At 64.2% G+C, this 23,670-nt stretch carries 15 protein-coding genes; 6 read left to right on the top strand and 9 right to left on the bottom strand.

What is annotated here, in order from left to right; genetic code table 11:
• Positions 1 to 135 precede the first annotated feature (135 nt).
• Positions 136 to 999, top strand: coding sequence for a glycosyltransferase family protein (locus NFI08_RS04240; RefSeq protein WP_349587454.1), 864 nt, complete (start codon positions 136 to 138; stop codon positions 997 to 999).
• Positions 1,000 to 1,110: 111 nt separating this feature from the next.
• Here the strand turns inward: NFI08_RS04240 and tnpC are convergent, their stop codons facing one another.
• From tnpC to NFI08_RS04195, 9 genes are all read right to left on the bottom strand, one after another.
• Positions 1,111 to 2,661, bottom strand: coding sequence for an IS66 family transposase (tnpC, locus tag NFI08_RS04235; RefSeq protein WP_124805330.1), 1,551 nt, complete (start codon positions 2,659 to 2,661; stop codon positions 1,111 to 1,113).
• Between the two features lie 83 nt (positions 2,662 to 2,744).
• The gene (gene tnpB, locus NFI08_RS04230; RefSeq protein ID WP_185696498.1) at positions 2,745 to 3,080 is read right to left on the bottom strand and encodes an IS66 family insertion sequence element accessory protein TnpB; all 336 of its coding nucleotides are present in this window, start codon (positions 3,078 to 3,080) and stop codon (positions 2,745 to 2,747) included.
• Entirely contained in the window at positions 3,077 to 3,445 is a 369-nt protein-coding gene (gene tnpA / locus NFI08_RS04225) for an IS66-like element accessory protein TnpA (RefSeq protein WP_124805332.1), read from the bottom strand. The genes tnpB and tnpA overlap by 4 nt, the downstream gene beginning before the upstream one ends.
• Positions 3,446 to 3,956: 511 nt before the next feature.
• Positions 3,957 to 5,300 (bottom strand): aminotransferase class I/II-fold pyridoxal phosphate-dependent enzyme, encoded by a 1,344-nt coding sequence (locus NFI08_RS04220; protein WP_108448618.1) that lies wholly within the window; start codon positions 5,298 to 5,300, stop codon positions 3,957 to 3,959.
• On the bottom strand, positions 5,297 to 7,408 hold the full coding sequence (locus NFI08_RS04215) for a type I polyketide synthase (protein WP_349588758.1): 2,112 nt from the start codon (positions 7,406 to 7,408) through the stop codon (positions 5,297 to 5,299). The genes NFI08_RS04220 and NFI08_RS04215 overlap by 4 nt, the downstream gene beginning before the upstream one ends.
• Before the next feature lie 4 nt (positions 7,409 to 7,412).
• Positions 7,413 to 12,803 (bottom strand): beta-ketoacyl synthase N-terminal-like domain-containing protein, encoded by a 5,391-nt coding sequence (locus NFI08_RS04210; RefSeq protein ID WP_349587448.1) that lies wholly within the window; start codon positions 12,801 to 12,803, stop codon positions 7,413 to 7,415.
• Positions 12,800 to 14,413: an LTA synthase family protein gene (locus NFI08_RS04205; RefSeq protein ID WP_108448620.1), complete on the bottom strand. Its 1,614-nt coding sequence runs from the start codon at positions 14,411 to 14,413 to the stop codon at positions 12,800 to 12,802. The genes NFI08_RS04210 and NFI08_RS04205 overlap by 4 nt, the downstream gene beginning before the upstream one ends.
• 103 nt (positions 14,414 to 14,516) lie before the next feature.
• On the bottom strand, positions 14,517 to 15,779 hold the full coding sequence (locus NFI08_RS04200; protein ID WP_108448621.1) for a capsule polysaccharide biogenesis protein: 1,263 nt from the start codon (positions 15,777 to 15,779) through the stop codon (positions 14,517 to 14,519).
• A gap of 415 nt (positions 15,780 to 16,194) precedes the next feature.
• Complete coding sequence (locus NFI08_RS04195; protein WP_240184213.1) at positions 16,195 to 16,794, bottom strand: histidine phosphatase family protein; 600 nt, start codon at positions 16,792 to 16,794, stop codon at positions 16,195 to 16,197.
• 275 nt (positions 16,795 to 17,069) lie between these two features.
• Between NFI08_RS04195 and phnD the strand changes: the two genes are divergently transcribed.
• From phnD to NFI08_RS04170, 5 genes are all read left to right on the top strand, one after another.
• Complete coding sequence (gene phnD / locus NFI08_RS04190; protein WP_083970649.1) at positions 17,070 to 18,056, top strand: phosphate/phosphite/phosphonate ABC transporter substrate-binding protein; 987 nt, start codon at positions 17,070 to 17,072, stop codon at positions 18,054 to 18,056.
• A gap of 70 nt (positions 18,057 to 18,126) precedes the next feature.
• On the top strand, positions 18,127 to 18,912 hold the full coding sequence (gene phnC, locus NFI08_RS04185) for a phosphonate ABC transporter ATP-binding protein (RefSeq protein WP_108448622.1): 786 nt from the start codon (positions 18,127 to 18,129) through the stop codon (positions 18,910 to 18,912).
• Complete coding sequence (phnE, locus tag NFI08_RS04180; protein WP_045994839.1) at positions 18,912 to 19,709, top strand: phosphonate ABC transporter, permease protein PhnE; 798 nt, start codon at positions 18,912 to 18,914, stop codon at positions 19,707 to 19,709. Before phnC ends, phnE (NFI08_RS04180) begins: the two co-directional genes overlap by 1 nt.
• Complete coding sequence (gene phnE / locus NFI08_RS04175) at positions 19,703 to 20,506, top strand: phosphonate ABC transporter, permease protein PhnE (protein WP_045994838.1); 804 nt, start codon at positions 19,703 to 19,705, stop codon at positions 20,504 to 20,506. The genes phnE (NFI08_RS04180) and phnE (NFI08_RS04175) overlap by 7 nt, the downstream gene beginning before the upstream one ends.
• A gap of 254 nt (positions 20,507 to 20,760) precedes the next feature.
• Entirely contained in the window at positions 20,761 to 23,646 is a 2,886-nt protein-coding gene (locus NFI08_RS04170) for a bifunctional diguanylate cyclase/phosphodiesterase (protein WP_349587440.1), read from the top strand.
• Positions 23,647 to 23,670: the final 24 nt, after the last annotated feature.

Here is a 23,670-nt window from a genome sequence, read left to right as displayed (position 1 = left end):
GCTCTGCCCACCGAGGACATCTACTTCATGGCGACGGCTGCGCCCTGGCTTCGCTATGCAGGTGCGACAGTGACTCGCCTTGATACCCGTCGGTGGGCGTCTCCTCTGCTGTGCTGGCCCTGGCTGGATCGCACCTTGGCCGGGGCACAGATCATCGTTTGTCGAAGCCTGTCCGAAGCCTGGATCGATCTGCTCGAGACGCGACGAGCTCAGGTCGCCAGCGTGCATTACCTGCTGGATGATGATCTTGATGCTGCCGCCAGGGATCCTGGCTTACCGATGGACTATCGTGAGCGTATGGGGTGGGTGTCGCGCCGGATTATGCCCAGGCTGCTGGCCCTGGCCGACGAAGTCGTCGTACCAAACGAGGAGCTGGCGGCACGAATCAGGCCGCGCCACTCCCGGGTGGTGACGCTGGCACCTGCGCTGCTTTTTTCCCCGGAGATGGCCACCCCCGAGGCAACATCGACGGGATGGCGATTGGGTTACCACGGTACGCGGGCCCACCGGCGGGATCTGGAGCAAATCAGCTCGGCACTGATCAGCGTTCTCGAGGCCCACTCTGGACTGATGCTGGAAGTGGCAATGGGGCGCTACACTCCGCAATCCTTGCGTCAGCATGATCGTGTGGGCGCGCTCGCCCCCATGGCCTGGCATACCTATCTGAGGCACTTGAAAGGATCGCGGTTGCATCTGGGGCTGGCTCCCTTGTGGCCGACAACGTTCAACACTGCCAAGTCCCATATCAAGTTTCTGGAGATTGCCGCCATGGGTGGTGTGGGTCTCTTCAGCAGGCGTGCCCCCTACAGCAATATCGTGTGCGACGGGGAGGATGGACTGCTGGTCGATGATGATCCCGCGGATTGGCAGCGCTGCCTCGTCCGGTTGCTGGAGTCTCCACAGGAAACCCATCGCATGGCCCAACGGGCGCTGGAAAAGGCCCGGGATATCGGCAGTGCGGCCCACCACCATGCCTTCTGGAGTGAGCGTCAGTGCTGAAACAGACAACAGTTTCCAAGGGAGCAGATGCTGTATAGACAACAGTGATTGGTGCTTTCTTCTCTCCATCTCTCCTTCCGTAAGCGCCCGGGCATCACCCTCTTTCAGTGATCAGTCTGCCGGCTTCCAGTGCTGCGGCAAGAGTTCGTGGATCTGGCTGGCCTTCTGGGTCGGCAGCCGAGCCAGCACGTCTTTCAGGTAGGCATGCGGTTCATGGCCATTCAGCTTGGCAGTCTGGATCAGGCTCATGATGGTGGCGGCGCGCTGGCCGCTGCGCAGTGAGCCGGCAAATAGCCAGTTCGAACGGCCCAGCGCCCAGGGGCGGATCAGGTTCTCCACCCGGTTGTTGTCGATCGGCAGTCTGCCGTCATCGAGATAGCGCGTCAGCGCCGTCCAGCGTTTTAGGCTGTAATCCAGTGCCTTGGCCGTCGCCGAGCCGTTCGGCACCTTCTCGCGATGAGCCAGCATCCAGCGATGTAAGGCGTCGGCAATGGGCCTCGCTCGGGTGTCGCGTCGCCGCTGGCGTTCTTCACCACTCAGCGACTGGGCCTCGCGCTCCACCTGGTAGAGCTGGCCGATGAGCTCGATGGCCTGCTCGGCAATCTGGCTCTTGCCGGCCACATGCAGGTCGACGAACTTGCGTCGCGCATGAGCCATGCAGCCGATTTCGGTCACGCCGTTGGCAAAGCTCTGTTTGTAGCCGCCGTAGTCGTCGCAGATCAGCTTGCCTTTCCACTCATCGAGGAAGTCCCGGGCATGCTGGCCGCCGCGCCCGGGCGCGAAGTCGTAGATCACCGCCTTCAGCGCGGCGTAGGGCGTAGTGGCATAGGCCCAAAGGTAGGCCTTATGGGTCTTTTTCTTGCCCGGAGCCAGCATCGGTACCGGCGTTTCATCGGCATGCAGTATCGGTTCGGTGAGCAGGGTCTCGCGCAGGGCATCAACGAGTGGCTGCAGCCGCACCCCGCAGATGCCGATCCATTCCGCCAGAGTGGAGCGGGGTATCTCCACGCCGGCGCGGGCAAATATCTGTGATTGGCGGTAGAGCGGCTGATGGTCGGCGTACTTGGCGATCATCACCTGAGCCAGTAACCCCGAGGTGGGGATGCCCTTGTCGATCACATGGACCGGCATCGGTGCCTGAATCAGTGTCTCGCACGCATCGCAGACCCACTTGCCGCGGATATGCCGCTCGACGGTAAACACGCCCGGCGTGTAGTCGAGCTTCTCGCTGATTTCCTCGCCAATGCGGCGCCGCTGGCAGCCGCACGTGCAGTGCTCGCTGTCGGGCTCGTGTCGGATCTCGACACGCGGCAGGTCGTCGGGCAGGGGCTGGCGTTTGGGCTTTTGCTTGGTGGCGGGCACCGTCGCCGGGGTAGCGAGTGCTTCCAGCTCGGCCTCGATGGCGGCGATGTCGGCATCCACCACCTCGTCCAGGAGGCTGATCTGCAGGACGTTGAGCTGTTCGCTGCGCTTGCCGAAGGCGTGGCGCTTGAGCAGCGCCAGCTCAAAGGTCAGCTTCTGGTTGACCTGCTCGGTGTGGCGTAGCGTTTCCTGGCTTTGTGCCAGCGCCCGATCCTTTTCCTCCACCTGCGACATCAGCGTTGCCGCCAGGTGGCGGAGCTGATCGGGTGAGAGCTGGGACAGGTCGGGTGGCATGTTCATCCGGCGATTATGCCAGTCCACCGGCAGCAAGGGGATGCGCGGATCATCGAATGGCCAGGGTTCGCCTTCTGTGCCGACGAGGCTTACACCACCGAAATGGCCCCCGCCGGGCCGATGCGCTGCCAGGGCAGGCCCTGGACCAGTGCCGCCACTTGCTCCGACGACAGTTCCACCCGGTCGCCGTGCCAGTTACCGGCCCAGTGGAACTTGCCTTGATTGAGACGGCGCGCGCACAGCCAGACCCCCAGGCCATCGTGGATCAGCACCTTCATGCGGTTGCCGCGCCGGTTGGCGAACAGATAGGCACAGTGTGGGCGGGCGGTGCCGAACACCTTCACCACCCGGGCCAGCGCCGTGTCGGGGCCGGCGCGCATGTCCAACGGCTCGGTGGCCAGCCAGATCTCGTCGATACGGATCACGACAGCAGGTCCCGAAGCAGCGCCCGACAGCCCTGAGCATCGGACACTGGCCATTCGATGGTCACCGTGCCTTGGGGACTCGGCAGTGAAAGGCGAATACGCTCGGCTTCCCGATGCTGGCCCGCCGCTGGTGTGGCGGTTCTGGCCATCGGAACCGGGACAAATGCCGGGGTATCCTTCACCGGCGCCGACCGCCGAGCCTCACGGATCCACTTATGGACCAGATTGGCGTTCAGGGCATGCTCCAACGCGATGCCGGCCACTGAGGCACCGGGTTGTTGGCACGCTTCGACGATCCTGGCCTTGAACTCGGCTGTAAAGCGGCGGCGCTTTCGAGGCGCCTCCAGTACGCTTAACTCACTCATCGTAGGTGTCCACTAAGCAATAGGTGGACACCTACCGTCATCGAAGTCGGAGCTCAACGGAAGGTGTGTTCACCGGCCGGATACCTCCTTCCTCCCCCCTTCCTTTCTAACCTCCTTCCTTCCTTACTTCCTCTCTCTTCCTCTCTCTTCCTCTCTCTTCCTCTCTCTTCCTCTCTCTTCCTTATCTTGCCCTGCTTCCTGTTCTTTCATTGAAGTATCCCTATCCCTATCCCTATCCCTATCCCTATCCCTATCCCTATCCCTATCCCTATCCCTATCCCTATCCCTATCCCTATTCCCTCTCCGCATCCTTGGCCGCCGCTCGCTATCCGCCTTGGAGGTTGGACTGCCTGCAAGGGAGTCTAGGCTCTGTCCGAAAAGTCGACGAGCGAAGGTTAGACAAGGCAAAAATCGGTGAGAAAGCACAGTTTACGGGGTGTAAATGAGCATTTTGATCCGATTTTTAACGCCGTATTACCGAGCGCAGGCACTTTTCAGACGAGCCGTAGCGTTAATCTGAGTTGATCAGCCTTTCCAGGGCCGACAGGGTCTGATCGATCTGGTCCGGCTGGTGCTCGCAGCTGACAAAGAAGCGCAGCCGAGCGCTACGTTCTGGCACTGCAGGGTGCAGGATGGGTTGCACATTGATACCCGCCGCCAGCAACGTATGGGACAGCTTGGCTGCCCTGGCGGAGCTGCCGAGAATAAGTGGCACGATGGCATGTCCCTCGCTGCTGCCGGTATTCAGCCCCAGGGACTGGATACCGTCCAGCAGACGTCGAGCGTTCTGCGTCAGTCTGGCGGTTCGCCAGGGCTCTTCCTGCAGCACTTGCAGAGCGCGGCGTGCTGGTGCGGCCAGTTGCGGTGCCAGCCCGACGCTGTAGAGAAACCCTGGCGCAAGGTAGCGCAGCGTATCCACCAGTGCTTGGCACCCGGCGATATAGCCTCCGCAGGAGGCAAGGGATTTGCTCAGGGTGCCCATCCAGATGTCTACATCTCCCGGAGCCACTCGGCAATGCTGGTGAAGACCTAACCCGGTTGCCCCCAACACGCCAAGCGAGTGGGCTTCATCCACCATCAGCCAGCAGTGGTGCCTGCGCTTCACCTCAACGAAACGTGCCAGGTCCGGGGTGTCACCGTCCATGCTGTAGTGGCCTTCGATTACCACCAGTACGCGCTCGAAGCGATCGCGATGGTCGAACAGCAGACGATCCAGGGCTTGGGCATCGTTGTGGGGGAAACTCATGCGAGTGGCGCCGGATACGCTGGCGCCCACCACCACACTGTTGTGGATCAGGCTGTCGTGGATGATCAGGTCCCTGGTGCCCACCAGCATGGCGATGGTGGAGACATTGGTAGCGTGGCCGCTGACGAAGGCGAGCGCATCATCACTTTGGTAGCAGTGCGCCAGCTCACGCTCCAGGGCCCCGTGGAAGGGGCGTTCGCCGGCGACAATGCGACTGGCCGATACCGAGGTGCCGTAGTACTCGATCGCCTGATGGGTGGCGTCCAGGACACGTCGATCGCCGGCCAGGCCGAGATAGTCGTAGTTTGCAAAGTTGATGACGTCCTGATCGCCGAGTCGGCTGGTAGCCCCCGCCCTACGCTGATGACAGCGAAAGAAGGGGCTGGTGATACCCAGGGAGTCCCCTAGCGTCCTCATCATGGCGATGCGGCGATAGCCTTCGAGGCTGCGGAAGTCGGTGGTTGTGACGAGTGTTTCGGTCAGCGGGTAGTGCTCTGAGGTTGAAATAGCGCAGTCGATGGGCGTTGCCTGGGCATGACGAGCGCTGTCGATCGCCCTGGCCTGATTGAGCAGGCGGTCTTTCAATGCCTTCCGGTCGTCGGGATTCATGTCACCTCCCGTGCAGGAGCAGGAGGGGAGACTGCGTGGCGGTAGGCCAGCGCAGCATGGTCGTCGGTTGCATCGAGCTCGGGGCTTTCCAGCAGGTCGCAGATCAACTGGGTAGTGCGATGCAGGGTCGCGGCGTCGGCGAGGGCCAATGCGGACACCTTCACGCCAAGCCGGGTCTCGATGGCCGATACCAGCTCGACGGCCATCAGCGAATCGAAGCCGAACTCGGAGAGCCTGCGCCCACTGTCGATGCGTTCCGGGTCCAGCATCAGGATGCTCGCCAACTGTCGACGCAGGATGGCTTCGACGGCCTTGCGGCGGGACGATTCATCGAGCGCCGATAGATCGAGGTCGTCGTTGCTACTTGCCTGGCGGTCCGCTTCATTGGAGTTCTGGCGCAACTCGATAAAGCGCCGCTGGATGAAGCCATGGTCGATGGCACCGATGACGGCGGCGTTGCTGATGCCTGCCGCGAGTGCTCGTTCCAGCGCGTCCAGCACCTGCTCTGCGCTCAGCTGCCCGCCTCCCATACGCTGGGACAGGGCCTGACGCTTGGTCTGGTGACGAGCCAGAAAGCCGGTGTCCTCGATGATGCCCAGGCTCAGGCAGGTGGCGGGTTTCCCCGCCTGACGGCGCCGCACGGCCAGCGCTTCCAAGCCCAGGTTGGCCGCCACATAGGCGGACTGCCCGGGGCTTCCGAACAGGGTGGTGGCCGAGGAGTAGAGCACAAAGTGCTGCAGGTCGTGATGGCGGGTCAGGCGGTCCAGCAGGATGGCGCCCAACAGCTTGGGGCCCAGTACCGCGTCCAGCTGCTCGCGAGTCAGCTGTCGCGCGAGGCCGTCTTCGATGACGGCGGCGGCGTGAATGACGCCACGCAGCGGTGGGCGCCGGGAACCGCATTCCTCGATCAGTCCAGCCAGCGCCTGCTCATCGGTGACGTCCAGCGCTGGCGCTTCTACCGTGACGCCCTGTCTTTGCATGGCGGCGATAGCGGCACTGGCCTCCGGGCTGCTGACGCCCGAGCGACTCAGCAGCAGCAGATGGCGAGCGCCGCGCCTCACCAGTCGCTCTGCGCTGGCCAGGCCCAGGCCGGACAACCCACCGCTCACCAGGTAACAGCCTTCGGTATCCAGTGCCATGCAAGTCGGATTGGTAGAGCTATTGATGGTGTTTCTCGGACCGCCATGCGGGTGCATGGTGGTCTTGGAGGCTGAGCCTGTGCGGGGTGTGTCAGGAGAAGGACTGGCAGCGGCTGAAGGGTGCGTCACGATGATCTTGCCGATATGCCGCGCCTGCTGCATATGGCGGAAGGCCTCGACCACTCTGGTGGTCGTGAAGGTGGTATAGGGCAGGGCGCTGAAGGCGCCCTCGGCAAAACGGTCCATGACCTGTCGGAACAGTTGGCGGGCGAGCGCGGGACGATGTGACAGCAGTTGATCGGAGTCGATGCCGAAGTAGCTCAGGTTGTGACGGAAGGGGCGCAGCCCCATCGGGGTATCCTGGTAGAAGTCTCGCTTGCCAAGCTCGAGAAAGCGCCCGAAAGGCGCCAGCACACGCAGGTTCTGGTGGATGGCGTCGCCGGACAGGGAGTTGAGCACCACATCGACACCCTGGCCATCGGTGTCTGCGAGGATCTGTTCGGCGAAGGCCAGGCTGCGTGAGTCGTAGCAGCGCTCGGCACCCAGCAGTGTCAGCAGATCACGCTTGTGCGGGCTGCCGGCGGTGGCCAGCACTTCAGCCCCTCGCCACCGGGCCAACTGTGCGGCAGCCAGACCGACACCGCCGGCAGCGCCGTGTATCAGCACCCGTTCCCCGGGCGATAGCCGAGCCAGATGCTCGAGGCTGTACCAGGCGGTGAGAAACGCCGTGGGCAACCCGGCAGCGGCCACCGGGTCGAGACCTGACGGCACCCTGGCCAGCGAGTCGGCCTCGACCACCAGGTGGTTAGAGAAACAGGCCGACCCCAGCCCGACCACCGGGTCACCAAGATCGAACTGGGTGACCCCTTCGCCCAGCGCCTCGACGATACCGGAGAACTCGAGCCCCAGGGTGGCGCCGGAAAAGCCCTGCTCGAGCGCCTCATCGGTGAGCACGCCGAGAGCATACATGACGTCACGGAAGTTCAGACCCGTGCCCAGGACCCTTACTCGGACCTGGTCCTTGGCGAGCGTCGACCGTGCCGGGTGGGCTCGCCACTGCAGGCGCGAGAGCTGACCGGGATGAGCGATTTCCAGGGTCACCCTGGACGCTACTCGGTCTGGCGTGGGGGGGGGGTGTGAGCGCTGGCGGTGTGTCGGCGACAGGACGCACGCGCAGTGCCCGGCGATGTCCGTGGTGGTCGATGACCACCTCATCCTCGCCATCGTCGTGATGCAGATCCTGCGCCAAGGCCACCAACGCCGCTTCTCCCGAGGCCAGGTCGACCAGCCGCACACGGGTATTCGGCAGTTCGTTGTCGAGGGAGCGACAGCCCCCCCACAAGCCAGCCTGGTACAGGTCGATATCGGGGGTATCAGCGCCGAACAGCGCGGCGACATCGCGAGTCACCACGACCAGCGTCCCGTGGCGATCCGCCAATGTCCTTGCCCAGTCACCCAGTCGCTCAAGGGCATCCAGGCCCGCCTGGTGGGTCTCGAGGTCACCGCCTGTCTGCCGAGAGGGTACGGCGGCTCGCAGGTCGACAACTTGCGGGGCGACGACTTTCCGGGCACTCGGCGCTTGCTGCGCGTTCGAGGCGCGCGCTGAGGTGACCTCCGCAAACGAGGACGGGGCGGCAAGCGTCAACTCGAGATCATCGTATGTTACGCAGCGGGCAGCACCCGAGGACATGTGTTGCACAAGCCGCTCACCCAGAGCACGACTGGCAGCATCCACCACCAGCAAGGTGGCTGCGTCGCGCTGTGCAAGAGGCTCGGCCGAACCGGTCTCGGTGGTGGGGCGAGCGCTTGCCGAGGGCACGGCACTCAGCAGAGACGGAAGATGGGAGGCCTCTGTCGGGGGGCGCGCCTCGACGCTGAACCCGGCCTGGCTCAGGTGGCGGGAGATCGCCTCGACAGTGGCCGGTCTGGCGTCAGGACGCAGGGAGCCCAGCGCTCGCCACCAGCCTGTAGGGGGCAGGACCAGTATCAGCAGTTGCCCGTGCGGAGCCAGGCGCGCCGTGGCCTTGTCGATTGCCTCGATGCTGACTTCGAGATCCGTCGGTGTGCTCACCACCCAGGCCAGCTGGGCGCCGGGGGCGGTATGGAAGGGGGGCAGCGATGCGGCACCGTTGGACGCTTCGATCAGCGGTTGGGTGCGTTGGCGGGAGCCATCATCTGGGGGCAGGATGTCCACCATGAGGCGATCGGGGTCCAGTGTCTGGCTCAACGCCTCGCCCAACCGAGGCGCCGCGCATCCTGCCTCGACCAGGTGCAGCCGTTGTGCCGAGGGTAGCGTCGACAGGATCCGGGAAACGCTGGCGAGAACCTCGTCGTGCAGGGCCTGCCACAACGCTTCCGGGATCAGCGAAGCGGCGTCGAGGGTTAGTCCTTCGATGTGCTCGACCGAGCCCTCCAGCAGGCCGGGAAGATGCAGGCCAAAACGCCCGAGTGAGCCAAGTAGAGGGAACTGCCGAGGGTACTCCGCCAGCAGCAGGCGCCAGATATCGACCGCCGCAGGAGACGCTAGCACCTCCGAGGAGGTCTCTGTCGCGCCTGTCGGGTACTGAGCCAGAAGTCGACGGTAGAGTTCATTGTTGCCCCGGCCTTCGCCTTCGATATCGGGCCGAGCGGCGACGAAGGCCTCCTCGAGCCAGGCAACGTTGAGACGCTCGAACAGCAGGCTGAGCTCCTCGAGGTCGCGCCCCACTGGGCCTGACATGATGCCGGCAAGGGCATTGGCCAGTCGCCTGCCTTCTTCGGCCAAGGGGGTAGGTACCAGTGGCGCCGGGGTCAGGCGGGTGGTCAGCCACTCGGTGGACGAGGAGGTTGGCAGGGCCAGTGGCGTTGTCGCGAAGCGGACTTCCTCGAGGGCAGCAACGCAACGATGGTTGCGGTACAGCCAAAGGTCCGCGGTGAAGGAGTGTGGCGAGCGTCGCGTAATGACGGCGCGGGCGTGGGTCGGTCGACCGGCGTCCTTGTCGAACTGCATGCGCGACAGGCGCACGGGCAGGTAGCCCTGCGTCGGCGGCGTCTGATCGTTGTTCATCAGTGGCAGGCACAGTTGCAGGGCGCCATCCAGCAGACCGGGTGGCAACCACCAGCAAGGAGTGTCTTCACTGACGGTGAACTCGCCGATGGCTTCATCGTCCTGGCACCAGATCCGGCCCAGGCTACGGTACTCGCCGCGGTAGTCGAGCCCCATCGACCTGGCGAGCGCCAGGTGGGCGTCGCTGTTTATGCAGGCCTTGTTATCCAGCCAGGTCTCGCCATCCAGGTGCTCCTCACTGGCCGGCACAAGCGGAGGGGCCGAACGCAGCAGACTGCCCTGGCAGGCAGGGGCCAGGCGGGCGCTGAGGTGTAACTGCCAGGCGGCTGCCGGGTCGAGGTCGCGTACCGTCAACTGGACACGCCCTTGGTCGGCCAGGGTGAGCCGCGCCAGCTTGCCCACAGAGGCGTCCAGCACCAACGGCGCCAGGATCTCCAGGTCGTTGATTTCGAAGATGGTGTCTGGCGACGAAGTGATGGCGGCGGCCAGTACCATCTCGACCTGCGCCGCTGCAGCCAGCACCGGGGTCTCCCCGACCCGGTGGTCCGCGAGAGCGGGCTGCGTGGCAACACTCAGGCGCTGGACCCACGTCGACTCGCCCGGGGCCTGGCGAGCCCCCAGCAGGGGATGTTCGTCACGCTGCTCAAGCGGGTTGTGACCCAGGCCACTTGGGCGGGTCCAGTGGTGGCGACGTTGCCAGGGGTAGGCGGGGAGTTCGATGGGGGCAAGGGGCCGCTCGAACCAGGGGGAAAAGCCATCCAGGGCTCCACTGAGCCACAGGCGTGCCCGAGCTTCGGAGAGTTCGTCCTGGCCCTGGCCCTGGCGTGTCAGGGTAGCGATATGCAGGACCTGATGCCCCCGCAGGCGACACTGCTCCTCGATGTATCGCTTCAACAGCGGATGGGCGCCGATTTCCACCAGCACCGAGTCGCCGCGATCGATCAGCGACTCGATGGCCTGGCGAAAGCGCACCGGCGCCCGCAGGTTTTGCCACCAGTAGTCAGCGCCGAGGGGGCGGTGGGTCTCGCCACCCTCGACGGTGGAGATCATCGGCAAGCGCGGAGATGATCCGTCCAGATCGGCAAGCGCCTCGAGTAGCGGGGTCTTCAAGCCATCCAGCAGTGGGCTGTGGAATGGGTAGTCCAACGCCAGGCGAAGGTATCGATGGCCCGTGGCCCGCAAGGCGTCTTCCAGTTCGGCCAGCGCCGGCAGCGGTCCCGCCAGCGTGACATTCCCGTCGCTGTTGTCCCCGGCCAGGGAAATCTCGGCGAAGCGTGGCTGTGCGAGCCAGGTAGCGATGGTGTCAGCGGAGCAGGACACCGCGGTCATGCCTCCCTGATGACGGATCTTGCCCTGCAGACGGCTGCGGTGGGCAATCACGGTCACCGCCTCAGCCAGTGATAGTGCGCCGCAGGCCCAGCCCGCCGCGACCTCACCGACGCTGTGACCGACCACCGCGGTGGGGGTGACCCCTGCCTCGTCAAGCCAGGCGGTGATCCCTACCTGAATCGCAAACAGTGCCGGTTGGGCCACCACGGTGTCTTCGAGCAGGGCCGGATCATCGCTGCGGGCCAGTACGTCGAGCAACGAGAAGCCGGCGATGGGCAGGAAGTGCTCATCCACCCGCGCGACGGTATCGGCGAAGGTGGGACTGGTCGAGAGCAGGTCACGCCCCATGCCAAACCATTGGCATCCATTGCCGGTGTAGACGAATACCGGCCCCCGGGGCGCATCCAGGCGTCGCTGGCGCCACACCCTGGGGGCGCTGCTGTGGGGAGCGGTCGTCGCGTCCTTCAGCGAGTCCAGGGCCGCCTTGGCCTCGTCATGGTCCCGCACCAGGGTCAGCGCCTGTTCGTTTAGGCGCTCGCGGTGGTGAACCAGGGTCCAGGTCAGGGCATCGAGGGCTGGCTGGTGCGTCTCGAGGTGGTCGCTTAGCCGACTTGCCAGTGCTGCCAGCGCTTCCTCGTCGTGGGCCGAGACAAGCAGCGGTAGCGGCTGCTCGAAAGAGACTCGTGGCGTCGGTCGCGATCGCACCAGTGACGGTGGCGGCGGCGTGGTCAGCACTACGTGGGCGTTGGCCCCCCCGAAACCGAAGCTGTTGATACCGACGGTCAAGGGGCCGCTTTCGGGGAGCGTCCGCGGTGTCAGCACCACGTCCACATTGGCCTCGTCGAGGTGCAGCTCAGGGTTGAGGCGGTCGACACCTATGGTGGCGGGGACGAAGCGCTGGGTCAGGCAACCCAGCGCCTTGTAGAGTCCGGCGATGCCGGCCGCTGTCTCCAGGTGGCCGATGTTGCTCTTGACCGAGCCGATCGGCAATGGGTGGTGACGATGTCGCCCAAGGGCCTGGCCGATGGCGGTGACTTCGATGGGATCTCCGACGGCGGTGCCGGTCCCATGGGCTTCCAGGTAGTCCAGTCCGTCGGGATCGATCCCCGCCCGGGCGTAGACCTCGGTCAACAGTTGGGCCTGAACCTGAGCGCTGGGTACCGTGAGTCCTGACTTGTGCCCGTCGGTATTGGTGCCGCTGGCGGCGACTTCGGCGAGGATGGGATCGCCGTCCGCGAGCGCCTGGTCGAGCGCCTTGAGCACGAAAATGCCGGCCCCTTCCGAGCGCACGTAGCCGTCCGCGTCTTCGCTGAACACGCGACAACGGCCTCGCGGCGACAGCATGCCGGCCTTGGAGAAGGCGACGAAGCCGAAGGGATGCAGGTGCAGGCTGACGCCGCCGGTCAGGGCGGTGTCGCATTCACCGGCGCGAATGGCCTGACAGGCCTGATGAAAGGCTACCAGGGAAGACGAGCAGGCCGTGTCGATGGCCATGCTGGGTCCCTTGAGATCGAACACGTAAGACAACCGATTGGCGGCGATGCTGAAGGTGTTGCCGGTGGCGAACAGATTGCCCAGAGAGGCCAGGTCGGCGGTATGCCGATAGGCGAAGTCAGGACTGGAGATGCCGATATAGACCCCGCAGCGGCTGCCGCGCAGGCGCGAGGGGGGGACGCCCGCGTGCTCGAGCGCTTCCCAGGTCAGCTCCAGCAGCAGGCGCTGCTGGGGATCCATGGTCGCCGCTTCCCTGGGAGAAATTCCGAAGAAGTCGGCGTCGAAGCCGCCGATGTCGCCGAGTGACCCGGCGGCGAAGGTCACGCTGGTACCGGGCGAACGACGGTCTGGATGATAGAACCGGCGCCAGTCCCAGCGCGATGCATGCACCTCTGTGACCAGATCCCGCCCCGCCAGCAGGCTCTGCCACAGGGTTTCTCCGGGGACTCCAGGAAAGCGGGTAGCGTTTCCGATGATGGCGACGCGCCTGGTCATAGCGGTTCCTTGCAATGGCGGTGGAGGGAGCGCCCGAGGGAGCCTGTGGCGACGGTCGTGGTCTGGCACCCGATGGTGTGGAGCAGTGCTTCGGCCAGTTGCGACAGGTCGGACGGTGGCTCCGGCCGTCGTGTGGTCTGGGGGCGGTTGCTCCAGATCATGAAAGGCGTTGTTCCATCGGGCTCTCCGTGCCAGCGATAGCTGGGAGACAGGATAGGGACGTGGTCGCCATAGGCGCACAACAGGCCCGGGCGCGATTGCCTGGTGAGGGTCGCCGCCAGGGCGCCGAGCATGGCGTCGGTATTGGCCAGGTGATGGAGATAGATATCGAGTTCGTGGGTCACGGCCATGGGGCGCGAGGCGTCGGCAGCGAGCCAGCGCAGTGGATCGGGCGCTGGCTCCAGCAGAAAGGGGCCATGGCTTTCCATGGTGATCACGAACACCATCAGTGGGCGCGGGTCTGGATCATCCAGGGCTTGTGTGACGCGCCTGGCGAGCTCGACGTCGGCGATGAAGGGGCCATCTCGACGGCAATGCCTGAAGCTTTCGATGTCCTCGAATGCCTGAAATCCCAGCCGAGGCATGACCTGGTCGCGCTGGTAGAAGTCAGCGGGGTAGGGGTGCAGCACCAGTGTGCGGTAACCCATGTGGGCGCAGGCACTGGCCAGACTGGGAACCGGCTGGCGGGACAGCTGACGATAGGGATTGAAGCGATGCATGCCCAGAGCATCCTCGTCCAGCCCGCACAGAAAGGCCGTTTCGCTGCGTATGGTGTTGGCGCCCCAGGCCGGCACCTTGAGGTAGCCGTGGGTGATGGACTGTTCGTTCAGGCGATCCCAGTGGGCGAGCACATCCCGGGGTATCTGGTCGTACCAGGGGCGTGGATCGAAGAACGACTCGCCCTGGACAATCACCAGGTGTGGCAGCGACTCCTGGGCGACCGGTAATAGCGGTTGGCGCAGGAGCGCTGGAGCCTGTGCGGTATCGATGGGGGTATCGGGGAAGCGAGCGTAGGCCCAGAAGCAGCTCCACAGTCCCAGGTGGTGGTGGTCTCGGCACGGAACTAGGGAGGCCGCCGGGAGGCGCCGCAGGCCAAGCCCCAGAGCAATGGCTGGCCCCAGTGCCAGGCCGCCCAGCAGCAGCGCCATGGAGGATAGGGAGAGCTGATCCAGCAGCCAGGGTTCGAGGAAGACGAAGGCTGACACCGCCATCAGGGCGGCGAGGCTGGCACCCAGGGCCAGGCCGATACCGAAGAACGGCAGGTAGAGCCTTGGATGTCGGATGGCATCGAGGAAGTACTCGAAGTCCTGCACCAGGAAGGGCTCCTTCAGGCTCTGCCACTTCGCTTGATGGCTGCGCTGCACCACCCATTGCAGGGTAAGCACCGTGGCCAGGGCCAGCGCACCTCGTTGCAGCACCGCTACGGCTAGTAAGTAGCACAGCCCCCAGGTGCCCGCATGGACCAGCCAGGGGGCCAGAGGGCGGTCGCGCCAGTTGCCCAGGCCTCGACAGCCTACAGCGTCCATGGCGAAGCTGAGTCCCGTGCCGAGGGGGAGTCCCAGTACGCACAGGATGAACGCCAGGTCTCGGGACGCGATCCACGTCAGCATCGGCGGTCAGAAAGAAGCGGGCCAGCGAGCCGAGCAGCTACGACGTGCCGCGAGTCGGCCCCTGAATCCGCCAAAGCCGTATCTGGCACGGGAAAAACAAGGGTCAGGCGGCGGCGGGCAGGCATGACAGTAACTCCTCCAGGGGCGAGCGTTCGGCGACGAGTCGCCTGGCGCTGTGGTGCACACCGAGGCGAATACCGAGGCGGCAGTAGAAGCTGCCGTTGAGCTGAACGGTTCGCAGCAGGGTGGTCCTGAGCGCCTGATACAGGGCGGCGTTCGGTGCCGGTGGATCGTGCCAGAAGCCCGCGGGGACCCGTTGCCGGCCTGTCGCCAGTCCGGGCATGGTGTAAATGGCTTCGCCCAGGGTCAGCAACGGACAGCCGTGCTCCAGGGCCACGAAACCGGAAGTACTGTTGACGGTGATGGCGCCAGTGGCGCTCGGCAGGAGGTGATTGAGGTCACCGCCCTCGATGAACAGTACCCGCCGGTCGATACCCAATTCCCGAGCCAGTCGGCGAGCGCGACGATGGTGTGCGCTGAGGCCGGGGTCGAGAGGGTGGTTCTTGATCAACAGACGTGTCCGGGCCGGTGCGTCACGAGCAAAGGACGCCATGGTCTCTTCGAGTACCCGGGCCATGTCGGGAAAGGGCGAGTGGCAGCGGATCTGGGCGTCGCTGTCCAGTTGCAGCAACAACACGAAGTAGGGCGCTGGCGCCGAAAGAAATTCCTTGATGCGGTTAGCTTCAAGGCCAGCCAGCAGGCGTTTTCGCGTCAGTTGCTGCGCATAGGCGGCGTACTCCCGGGGAGCGCTGACCGGGGCGTGGCCGCGATAGCCCGGGAACAGCAGAGGGTTGAGGACGCCTGCCAAATGGTAGATCACGTCGTGGGTGGCACGGGTCAAGAAGGGACTGATGCAAGGAACGGGAGGCTCTGCCGGCCCAAGACAATGGGCGGCCTCGAAGACCCAGGCCGGGTCCCTGGGAAAACGGGAACATCCGTTGACACCCTGGGGCTCCAGGGTGATCCAGTGGGGACGCAGGTAGCCTTCCTCGAATACATGGACCCGCAGCCGTTGACGCTCTGCGGCCTGAACAGCGAGCCGATGCAGAGGGCGCTGGTCGCCGAAGACCACCAGGTCGGAAATACCCCGTTGACCGAGAAAGTCATCGATCAGCTCGCCAAAGCCTGCGGCGTCGCCACGGTAGCGTTGACTCCCGAGGCGCCAACGATAGAGCAGGTCTCCACCACACAGGTCGAGCACATGAACACCGTGTCCCTGGTCAGCAAGGGTGCGAGCCAGTTGCGTGAAGAAGGGAGAGCATGGCCCCTGAAGCAGCAGAAACTGACGCGCCTTGAGCGGGGCCATGTTCAGACCTCGCGCCCATGCACAAGAGACGCCGGGCGTCGACTCAGGAAAAGAAATGAAGAAGCCATCATGCGGACGGGTGGGTTCCTGTGGCAATGAAGAGCATGGGAAATGATCGTTCTCAAGCACCGCTCAAGATCATTTTCCAGGCATTAGTTGAATGGGTCTTTCAGGGGTTACGAGGAACATAGCACGTGCCCCGCCGAGTCCGGCTGACGAACTTCGCAGCGTCGAGCCGGGAAAATGGAAAACTTGCCCACAGTCATTACCGGTGGCATGTAGCGGCACAGCGCCACGGTTCATGGGGGGAGCGGCGGCTTGTCAAGAGCCTATCCACAGCGGGTGGAGAACTTTTCCACCGAGTTGTTCACAGTGCAGCCAGGGGCGGCTGCAAGAGAGGGGCTGCGAGCGGTGATCAGCGAGCGAAGATCAGCGGCCGAACATCTGCCGGTGCCAGCGGTGGTTGGCTTCGATGCTCGCTCAAGGGTTCACCGCAGGCTGCGGTCAGCAGGATCTGCAGGGGGTCACCATGGCCGACCAGCAGGATGGTGGCGTCGTCGAAGCGCTGTTCCAGCGAGATGATCAGGTCGATGAGTCGGCGGGAGACGTCGCCGACGCTTTCGACGCCGTGGGTGCGGTGTTCGGCATTCTCGCTATCCATTGCCCAGACGTCCGCGTAGGCCGGGTCCGGCCCCTGGTCGTAGTCACCGAAATAGCGTTCTCGCAGGCGCGGTTCAGGGTGTGGGGTGACGTTGAAGTGTTGCCCGACCAGTGCTGCGGTTTCGGTGGTGCGCAGAAAGTCCGAATGGAAGACCTGGTCAGGCGCGGCCAGGTGCCAGCCGGCCAGCCGTTCGTGCAGCTGTTCCTGCCCCTTGGGCGAAAGACCGTAGCCCTCGAGTCCCTGCTCGGGGGAGGAAACGATCAGGCCCATGGCGTTGGCCTGGCTATGGCCGTGGCGCATCAGCAGGTAGTGATTGCGGCAGCGTGGAAAGTCGTTGGCCTCAACGTTTGACATAAAAGTGTCACCTCCTAGATTGAACTCAACGATGTTTGTTTTCGAACATCGCTGCGTCGCTGGCGCTCGTCTTCGCACTTGGCAGAGCCTTCAGCCCTTGTGGCAGAGCCTTCAGCGTAACGAGTGAAGCCTTCTGCCCATCTGACAGAGCCATCCCCGGGTCGCCAGTAGTCGACCGCCAGGCTGTCCGCTGCCGCCGGAACCCGCGATGTCGGCGCGAGAGGCCGGGGTCGATTCCCACCCTATAACAAGACTCAGCATAGGTGAGCCACGCCATGACACAACGCTCAAGCCGGGGACGCCAGGTCCTCAACGCAGGTCTCCTGCTCACTTTCGGCGCTGTTGCATCCGTCGCTGTCGCGGAGGATTGCCCCCGAGGTGATCTGGATGCGCTCTACTGCGACCGCAATGGCGATCTGGTGGCCGACCCGCCCGCCAATCAGGACGAACTGGTCGACCCCGACACCCTCATCTTCGCCTACACCCCGGTGGAAGACCCCGCCATCTATGCCGATATCTGGGAGCCCTTCATCGATCACCTCCGGGAGGTGACCGGCAAGGACGTTCGTTTCTTCGCGGTCCAGTCGAACTCGGCCCAGGTCGAGGCCATGCGCAGCGGGCGTTTGCATATTGCAGGTTTTTCCACCGGACCCACGCCCTTCGCCGTCAACCTGGCCGGCGCCGTTCCCTTTGCCTTGATGGGCTCCGACGATGGACGCTTCGGCTATACCCTGCAGGTCTACACCCAGGCCGATTCGGATATCCAGTCGCTGTCCGACCTGGCCGGCAAGCGGGTCGCCCACACCTCACCCACCTCGAACTCGGGCAATCAGGCGCCGCGTGCGCTGTTCCCCGAGGAAGGCGTGGTGCCGGACGAGGACTACGAGGTGGTGTATTCCGGCAGTCACGACCAGTCGATGCTGGGCGTGGTAGCGGGTGACTACGACGCTGCACCGGTGGCGTCCGAGGTAGTGGAGCGCATGGCCGCACGGGGGCTGTATGACGAAGACAGCGTGCGCATGATCTTCGAGTCCCAGCCCTTCCCCACCACCTCCTACACCTACGCCCATGACCTGGCGCCGGATCTGGTCGAGCGCATCGAGGAAGCCTTCTTCAGCTTCGATTTCGCCGGTACCGCGCTGGGTGAGGAATTCGAAGGCGTCGAGAAGTTCATCCCGATCACCTACCAGGACCAGTGGGAGGTCATTCGCACCATCCAGGCCTCGAACGGCGTCAGCTACACCGCCGACAATCTGGAGTGACGACAGGGTATCCCAGGGACAGGAGGGCCGGCGCACGGCGCTCGGCCTTCCCGGGGAACGAGGACGTGCAATGCTCGAGATTAGCCAGCTGGTCAAGCGATATGGCCACGATGACCCCGTGCTCAAGGGGCTGGATCTGCGCGTGGAAGGCAACTCCGTGGTGTCCATCGTGGGGGCGTCCGGGGCGGGCAAGAGCACCTTGCTTCGCTGCATCAATCGGCTGATCGAACCCACCTCGGGGTCGATCAGGCTCAACGGCCAGGAGCTGTCCAGCCTCAAGGGCGCACCACTGCGCCAGGCCAGGCGGCGCATCGGCATGGTCTTCCAGGGCTTCAACCTGATCGACCGCTTGACGGTGATGGAGAACGTGCTGGCCGGTCGGCTTGGCTACGTCGGCTTCTTTCAGGCATGGCGGCGCCGCTTCCCGCCGGAGGATATCGAACGCGCCTTCCACCTGATGGAGCGAGTGGGTATCGCCCAGTACGCCAACAAGCGCGCGGACGAACTGTCCGGCGGCGAACGCCAGCGCGTCGGGGTCGTCCGAGCCTTGATGCAGGAGCCGGACATTCTGCTGGCCGACGAGCCGACCGCCTCGCTGGACCCCGTCACCAGCGAGCAGATCATGAAGCTGATGAGAGCCCTCGCCAGCGAGCTGTCATTGCCGGTGCTGATCAACATTCACAATGTGGCCCAGGCCAGGGCCTACACCGAGCGTATCGTCGGCTTGCGCCACGGTCGCATGATCTTCGATGGCACGCCGGAGCGCTTTGATGCCGCAGCGCTGGAGGAGATCTACGGTGGCATCGAGTCCCCGGACGAGACCTCCGTATCGACTGTCGCGGAAGGGGAGCGCTGATGGTCAACGACAAGGCTCGGACCTGGCGCAAGCCGCCCTTTATCGCCAGTCCTGTGGTGCGCCTGCTGCTGGCGCTGGGCGTGCTGGGTTACCTGGGCTGGGCGCTGGCCACCCTGCCGTTCGACTGGGAGCGGATCAGCGATGGGCTGCCGCGGGCCGCGCGCATCTTCGGCGGCGGCTTTCCGCCCAGCTTCGAGCGCTTCGAACTGCTGCTGACCGGCTTCAAGGAAAGCTTCCAGATTGCCCTGCTGGCGACCCTGCTGGGGGTGGCACTGTCGATCCCCTTTGCGGTGATGGCGGCGCGCAATATCGCCCCGCGTCCGGTCTATCTGGTGGGGCGAGCGGTGATCATCGTGTCGCGCAGTTTTCACCCGGTCATCGTGGCGATCCTGTTCGTCAAGGCGGTGGGGTTCGGACCCCTGGCCGGGATCCTGACCCTGACGCTTTATTCCATCGGCTTTGTCGGAAAACTGCTGGCCGAAGAGATCGAGGAGATCGACTGGGGACAGGTGGAGGCCATGCGGTCGGTCGGTGCAGGGTTCATGTCCACGTTGCTGTACGCCGTCTTCCCCCAGATCCTGCCACGCCAGCTGGGGCTTTCCATGTACCAGCTGGACAGCAATCTGCGCGCCTCGGCGGTGGTCGGTATCGTCGGCGCCGGTGGTATCGGTGGCACCCTGATGAACGCCTTCGGGCGCTACGACTATGACTTTGCCTTCGCGATCCTGCTGGTGATCATCGCGGTGATTCTGGTCAGTGAGGGCATCAGTGGCTGGGTCAGGAGACGACTATGGTAGCGACGCCGACAGAACAACGGGTATGGCAGCGCTACAGCCGACGGGAGCGCTGGACGCGCTTCGTGCTGCTGTTGCTGGTCGTGGCGGTGTTGAGCTGGGCGGCCAGGGATGTCGATATCTTCTGGCCCTGGGTGTGGGATGCGCCTGCCCAGATCTACAGCCTGGCCGACCGCATGTGGCCACCTGACCCGCGGCGCCTCGGCGAGATTGTCGAGGCATTGGTCGAGACCGTCCATATCGCCACCCTGGCCACGTTCTCGACGATCTTTGTGGCCCTGCCCGTCGCCTACCTGGCGGCCCAGAACACCACGCCCAATCGTGCCTGCCTGTGGTTTGCCCGTTTCGTGCTGGTGGCCAGTCGTTCGGTCAATACCATCATCTGGGCGCTGCTGTTCGTGGCGATCTTCGGCCCCGGCGTGCTGGCGGGCATCCTCGCGATCATGTGTCGCTCCATCGGTTTCGTCGGCAAGCTGATGGGCGAGGCCATCGAGGAAATCGACCGACGGCCGGTCGAAGCGATGGAAGCGGTGGGCGCCAGCCGGCCCAAGGTCATCCTCTACGCGGTGGTGCCTCAGGTCGTTCCGGCTTTCTTTGCCGTGATCATCCTGCGCTGGGACATCAATATTCGCGAGTCCACCGTGCTGGGGCTGGTCGGGGCCGGCGGTATCGGCGTCATCCTCCAGGGGGCCATCGATACCTTTGCCTGGCCGACGGTGGCCACCATTCTCTGTGGCATCGTCATTCTGGTGTTGCTGGGAGAGGTGTTGACCGGATGGTTGAGAAGCCGGGTGCTTTAGGCTCGTACGACGGAAGGATGTACGAATCTGTGCGATTACCGGCATGAACCGTTGATGCTTGCGACTTAGTACTAACGTTCTGTTTTCTGGGACAGTTGTCTCGGAGATGTCGCCGTTTGCTGGTGCAAGATGATGTCTGGCTCTGGGAGAAACGGCACAGAATGCCAGGACGAGGCGGCGGGGTGCCCCGAAGTTAAGCTATCCTCGATACCATTGATTACCTTATTCAGTGGATCGTCGCCCGGCCTATGAAGATGGATGCCCGCAGAGCCTTTCAAAGCCTAGCCGACAGCCTGTCGCGGGATATCGGTGATGACTTCTTCATGCACCTGGTCGATCGGCTGGCGGTAATCCTCAACGCTGACGCCATGATGATAGCGACCCCTGTCACGGACGGCTCACGCCTGCGGTCCATGGTGCTGATGGCAGATGGCAAGCATCAGCCAGACATCGAGTACGAGACTGCCGGCACCCCCTGTCGCGATGCCCTGGACGGCGGAGCCTGCATCTATCCGGAGAACGTCTGCAGTGCCTTTCCGGACGATGTCCTGCTGCGAGATTTTGGTGCAGAAGCCTATGCCGGAGTGGCGATGCGAGGGCCCGAAGGTGAGTTGCATGGTGTTCTGGTTGCCTTGCACCGCCATCGACTGCACCAGCGTCGCCTGGTCGAGGAGGTGCTGAGAATTGCCGCGGCGCGCTGCGGGGCCGAACTGTCCAATCGGCGCACCGAGCAGGCGCTGGAGAAGACCGCCACTCAGCTGGACACGACCAACCGACAGCTCAAGCGCGCCCACCGCGCCTTGACTCTGCTACGACTGGTCAACCGTGCGGTGATTCGGCTCTCCGACGAGATGGCAATCTTCCAGGAGGCCTGTCGGCTCGCGGTGGAGCAGGGCGGCTACCGCTACGCCTGGGCGGGGCTGGCCCAGGACGACCCCGAGCGCAGCATCCTGCCGCTGGTCAGCGCCGGTGGCGCCGATGAATTGTTGCGTCACGCGCGTTTCAGTTGGGATGTGACCACGCCTGAGGGCCAGGGCCCCAGCGGGCAAGCGGTGCATGAAGGCAAGGAGCAACGGGTAGCCGACTACACGACAGGTACGGTAGCGCCTCCGCCCTGGGCCGAGCGATTCGGGGTCGTGGCGGAGGTGGCCTTGCCGCTGAGTCTAGGAAGCGAGCGACGGGGCGTGCTGGTGCTGTTGATGGATCAGCCCTACCACGCTGGCGCCGACGAACTGGCGCTGCTGAGGGAGCTTGCGGACAACCTGTCGTTTGGCTTGCAGGCCATGCGCGCCCACCAGCATCAGCAGAACACCCAGCAGGCGGTGCTGGACATGGCCGAACTGGTGACGGCGCGCAGCGACGACGCTTTCTTTACCCTGCTGGTGCGACGTCTGACCGACGCCCTAGGCGCGGACGCCGTGTTCGTGTCACGCGTCGAGGAAAGCGTCCCGTTGCAGGCGACGCTGATCGCCGGCCTGGTATCGGGCCAGCCGGTGGAGCCCTTTCACTACAGTTTCGAAGGGCTACCCTGCGAGAGGTCCTTTCGCGACAGCGAGCATGTGATTGCTCGAGGCATGAGCCAACGCTATCCCCGCGCCGAGGAGATGGTCGGCTTCGCCGTGGAAGCCTACGTCGGCCGACGCCTGGAAGACGCCAACGGCGACGCCGTCGGTATCCTGTTTGCGCTGTATCGCCAGCCGCTGCATGATCCTGAACCCATCTGTCATCTGTTGCGGATCTTTGCCGCAGGCGCCTCGGCGGAGCTCGAACGGCGCCGCAGCGACGCCCATATACGGCATCTGGCCTTCTTCGATCCCGGGACCGGTCTACCCAACCGGGTCCACTTCATGGAGCGTCTGCAGGCGGCCATTGTCCGGGCTCGCACCGAGCAATATCGGGTGGCACTGATGTTCCTCGACCTCAACCGCTTCAAGGAGATTAACGACGGTCAGGGCCACGACGTCGGTGATCAAGTGCTCAAGGAGGTGGCCGCTCGCTTCAGCGGTTGCCTTGGCAGGCTCGAAAGCCTGGCGCGGATGGGGGGCGATGAGTTCGTCGTCATGGTGGAGCAGACCGACGAGATCGGAGCCGCCCAGGTCGTGGGGCGTCTGCTCAGCGCCTTGAATGACCCGGTGGTGCATGAGGGGCATCGATTCAACGTCGACGTCAGCATCGGCGTCGCCTTCTTCCCCGACGATGGCGATAGTTCCCGGGAACTGCTCAAGCACACCGACATCGCCATGTACCATGCCAAGGAAAGCCGCAGCGGCTATCGCTTCTACGCACCTGAGATAGGACGTGATCTGCGGCGCCGACTGGTGCTTGCCTCTCGTCTGGGTGAGGCGCTGGACACGAAATGTCTCGAGCTCCGCTTTCAACCTTGCGTCGACCTCAAGAGCGGGGACCTGATTGGCGCCGAGGTTCTGTGTCGTTGGCACGACACAGAACTGGGATGGATAAGCCCGATGGAATTTGTCGCCGTGGCCGAGGAACAGGGGATGATAGAGGCCCTCGGCAGTTGGGTCATGGAGCAGACCTGTCGCCAGCTGAAGCAGTGGCAGCAGGCATCGCTGGACCGGCTCCCCGAGCGACTCTACGTCAATCTGGCGGCGGCCCAGTTCGAGGATCCCGAGCTGGCAATCAAGCTTTGCGAGATCGCCGCCCGGGCTGGCGTTTCCCCCTCGCTGCTGGGGCTGGAAATCACCGAAAGCGGCTTCATGAAAGACCCAGAGCAGGCGATACGCATCACCGACACCCTGCGCCAGCAGGGATTCGCCCTGGCCATCGACGATTTCGGGACCGGCTATTCCTCGCTGGCCTACCTCAAGCGCTTTTCCGTACAGGCGGTCAAGATCGATATGTCCTTCGTCAGCGACATGCTGACCGACAGCAACGATCACGCCATCGTCGCCACCATCATCGCCATGGCCGATCGTCTGGGACTGACGGTGGTGGCGGAGGGCATCGAGACACCGACGCAGTTCGAGGCACTACGTGCCCTGGGTTGCGATCTTGGCCAGGGGTATCTGCTGTCACGGCCCTTGAGCGGTGATGACTTCGCGCGGCGCTGGTTGAGTCGCGATGGGCAGCGGCAAGATGGTCTGGGAGATACCTTGCAGGCGATGGAGCGGCCCGCCTGAGCGGCTTCAGGGGACCTATTCGGG

The sequence above is a fragment of the Halomonas sp. EF61 genome (genome assembly GCF_040147045.1).
Classification (GTDB): domain Bacteria; phylum Pseudomonadota; class Gammaproteobacteria; order Pseudomonadales; family Halomonadaceae; genus Halomonas; species Halomonas litopenaei.
The sequence above is the reverse complement of the archived record's forward strand: the minus strand, read 5'-3'. Positions and strand labels throughout refer to the sequence as shown.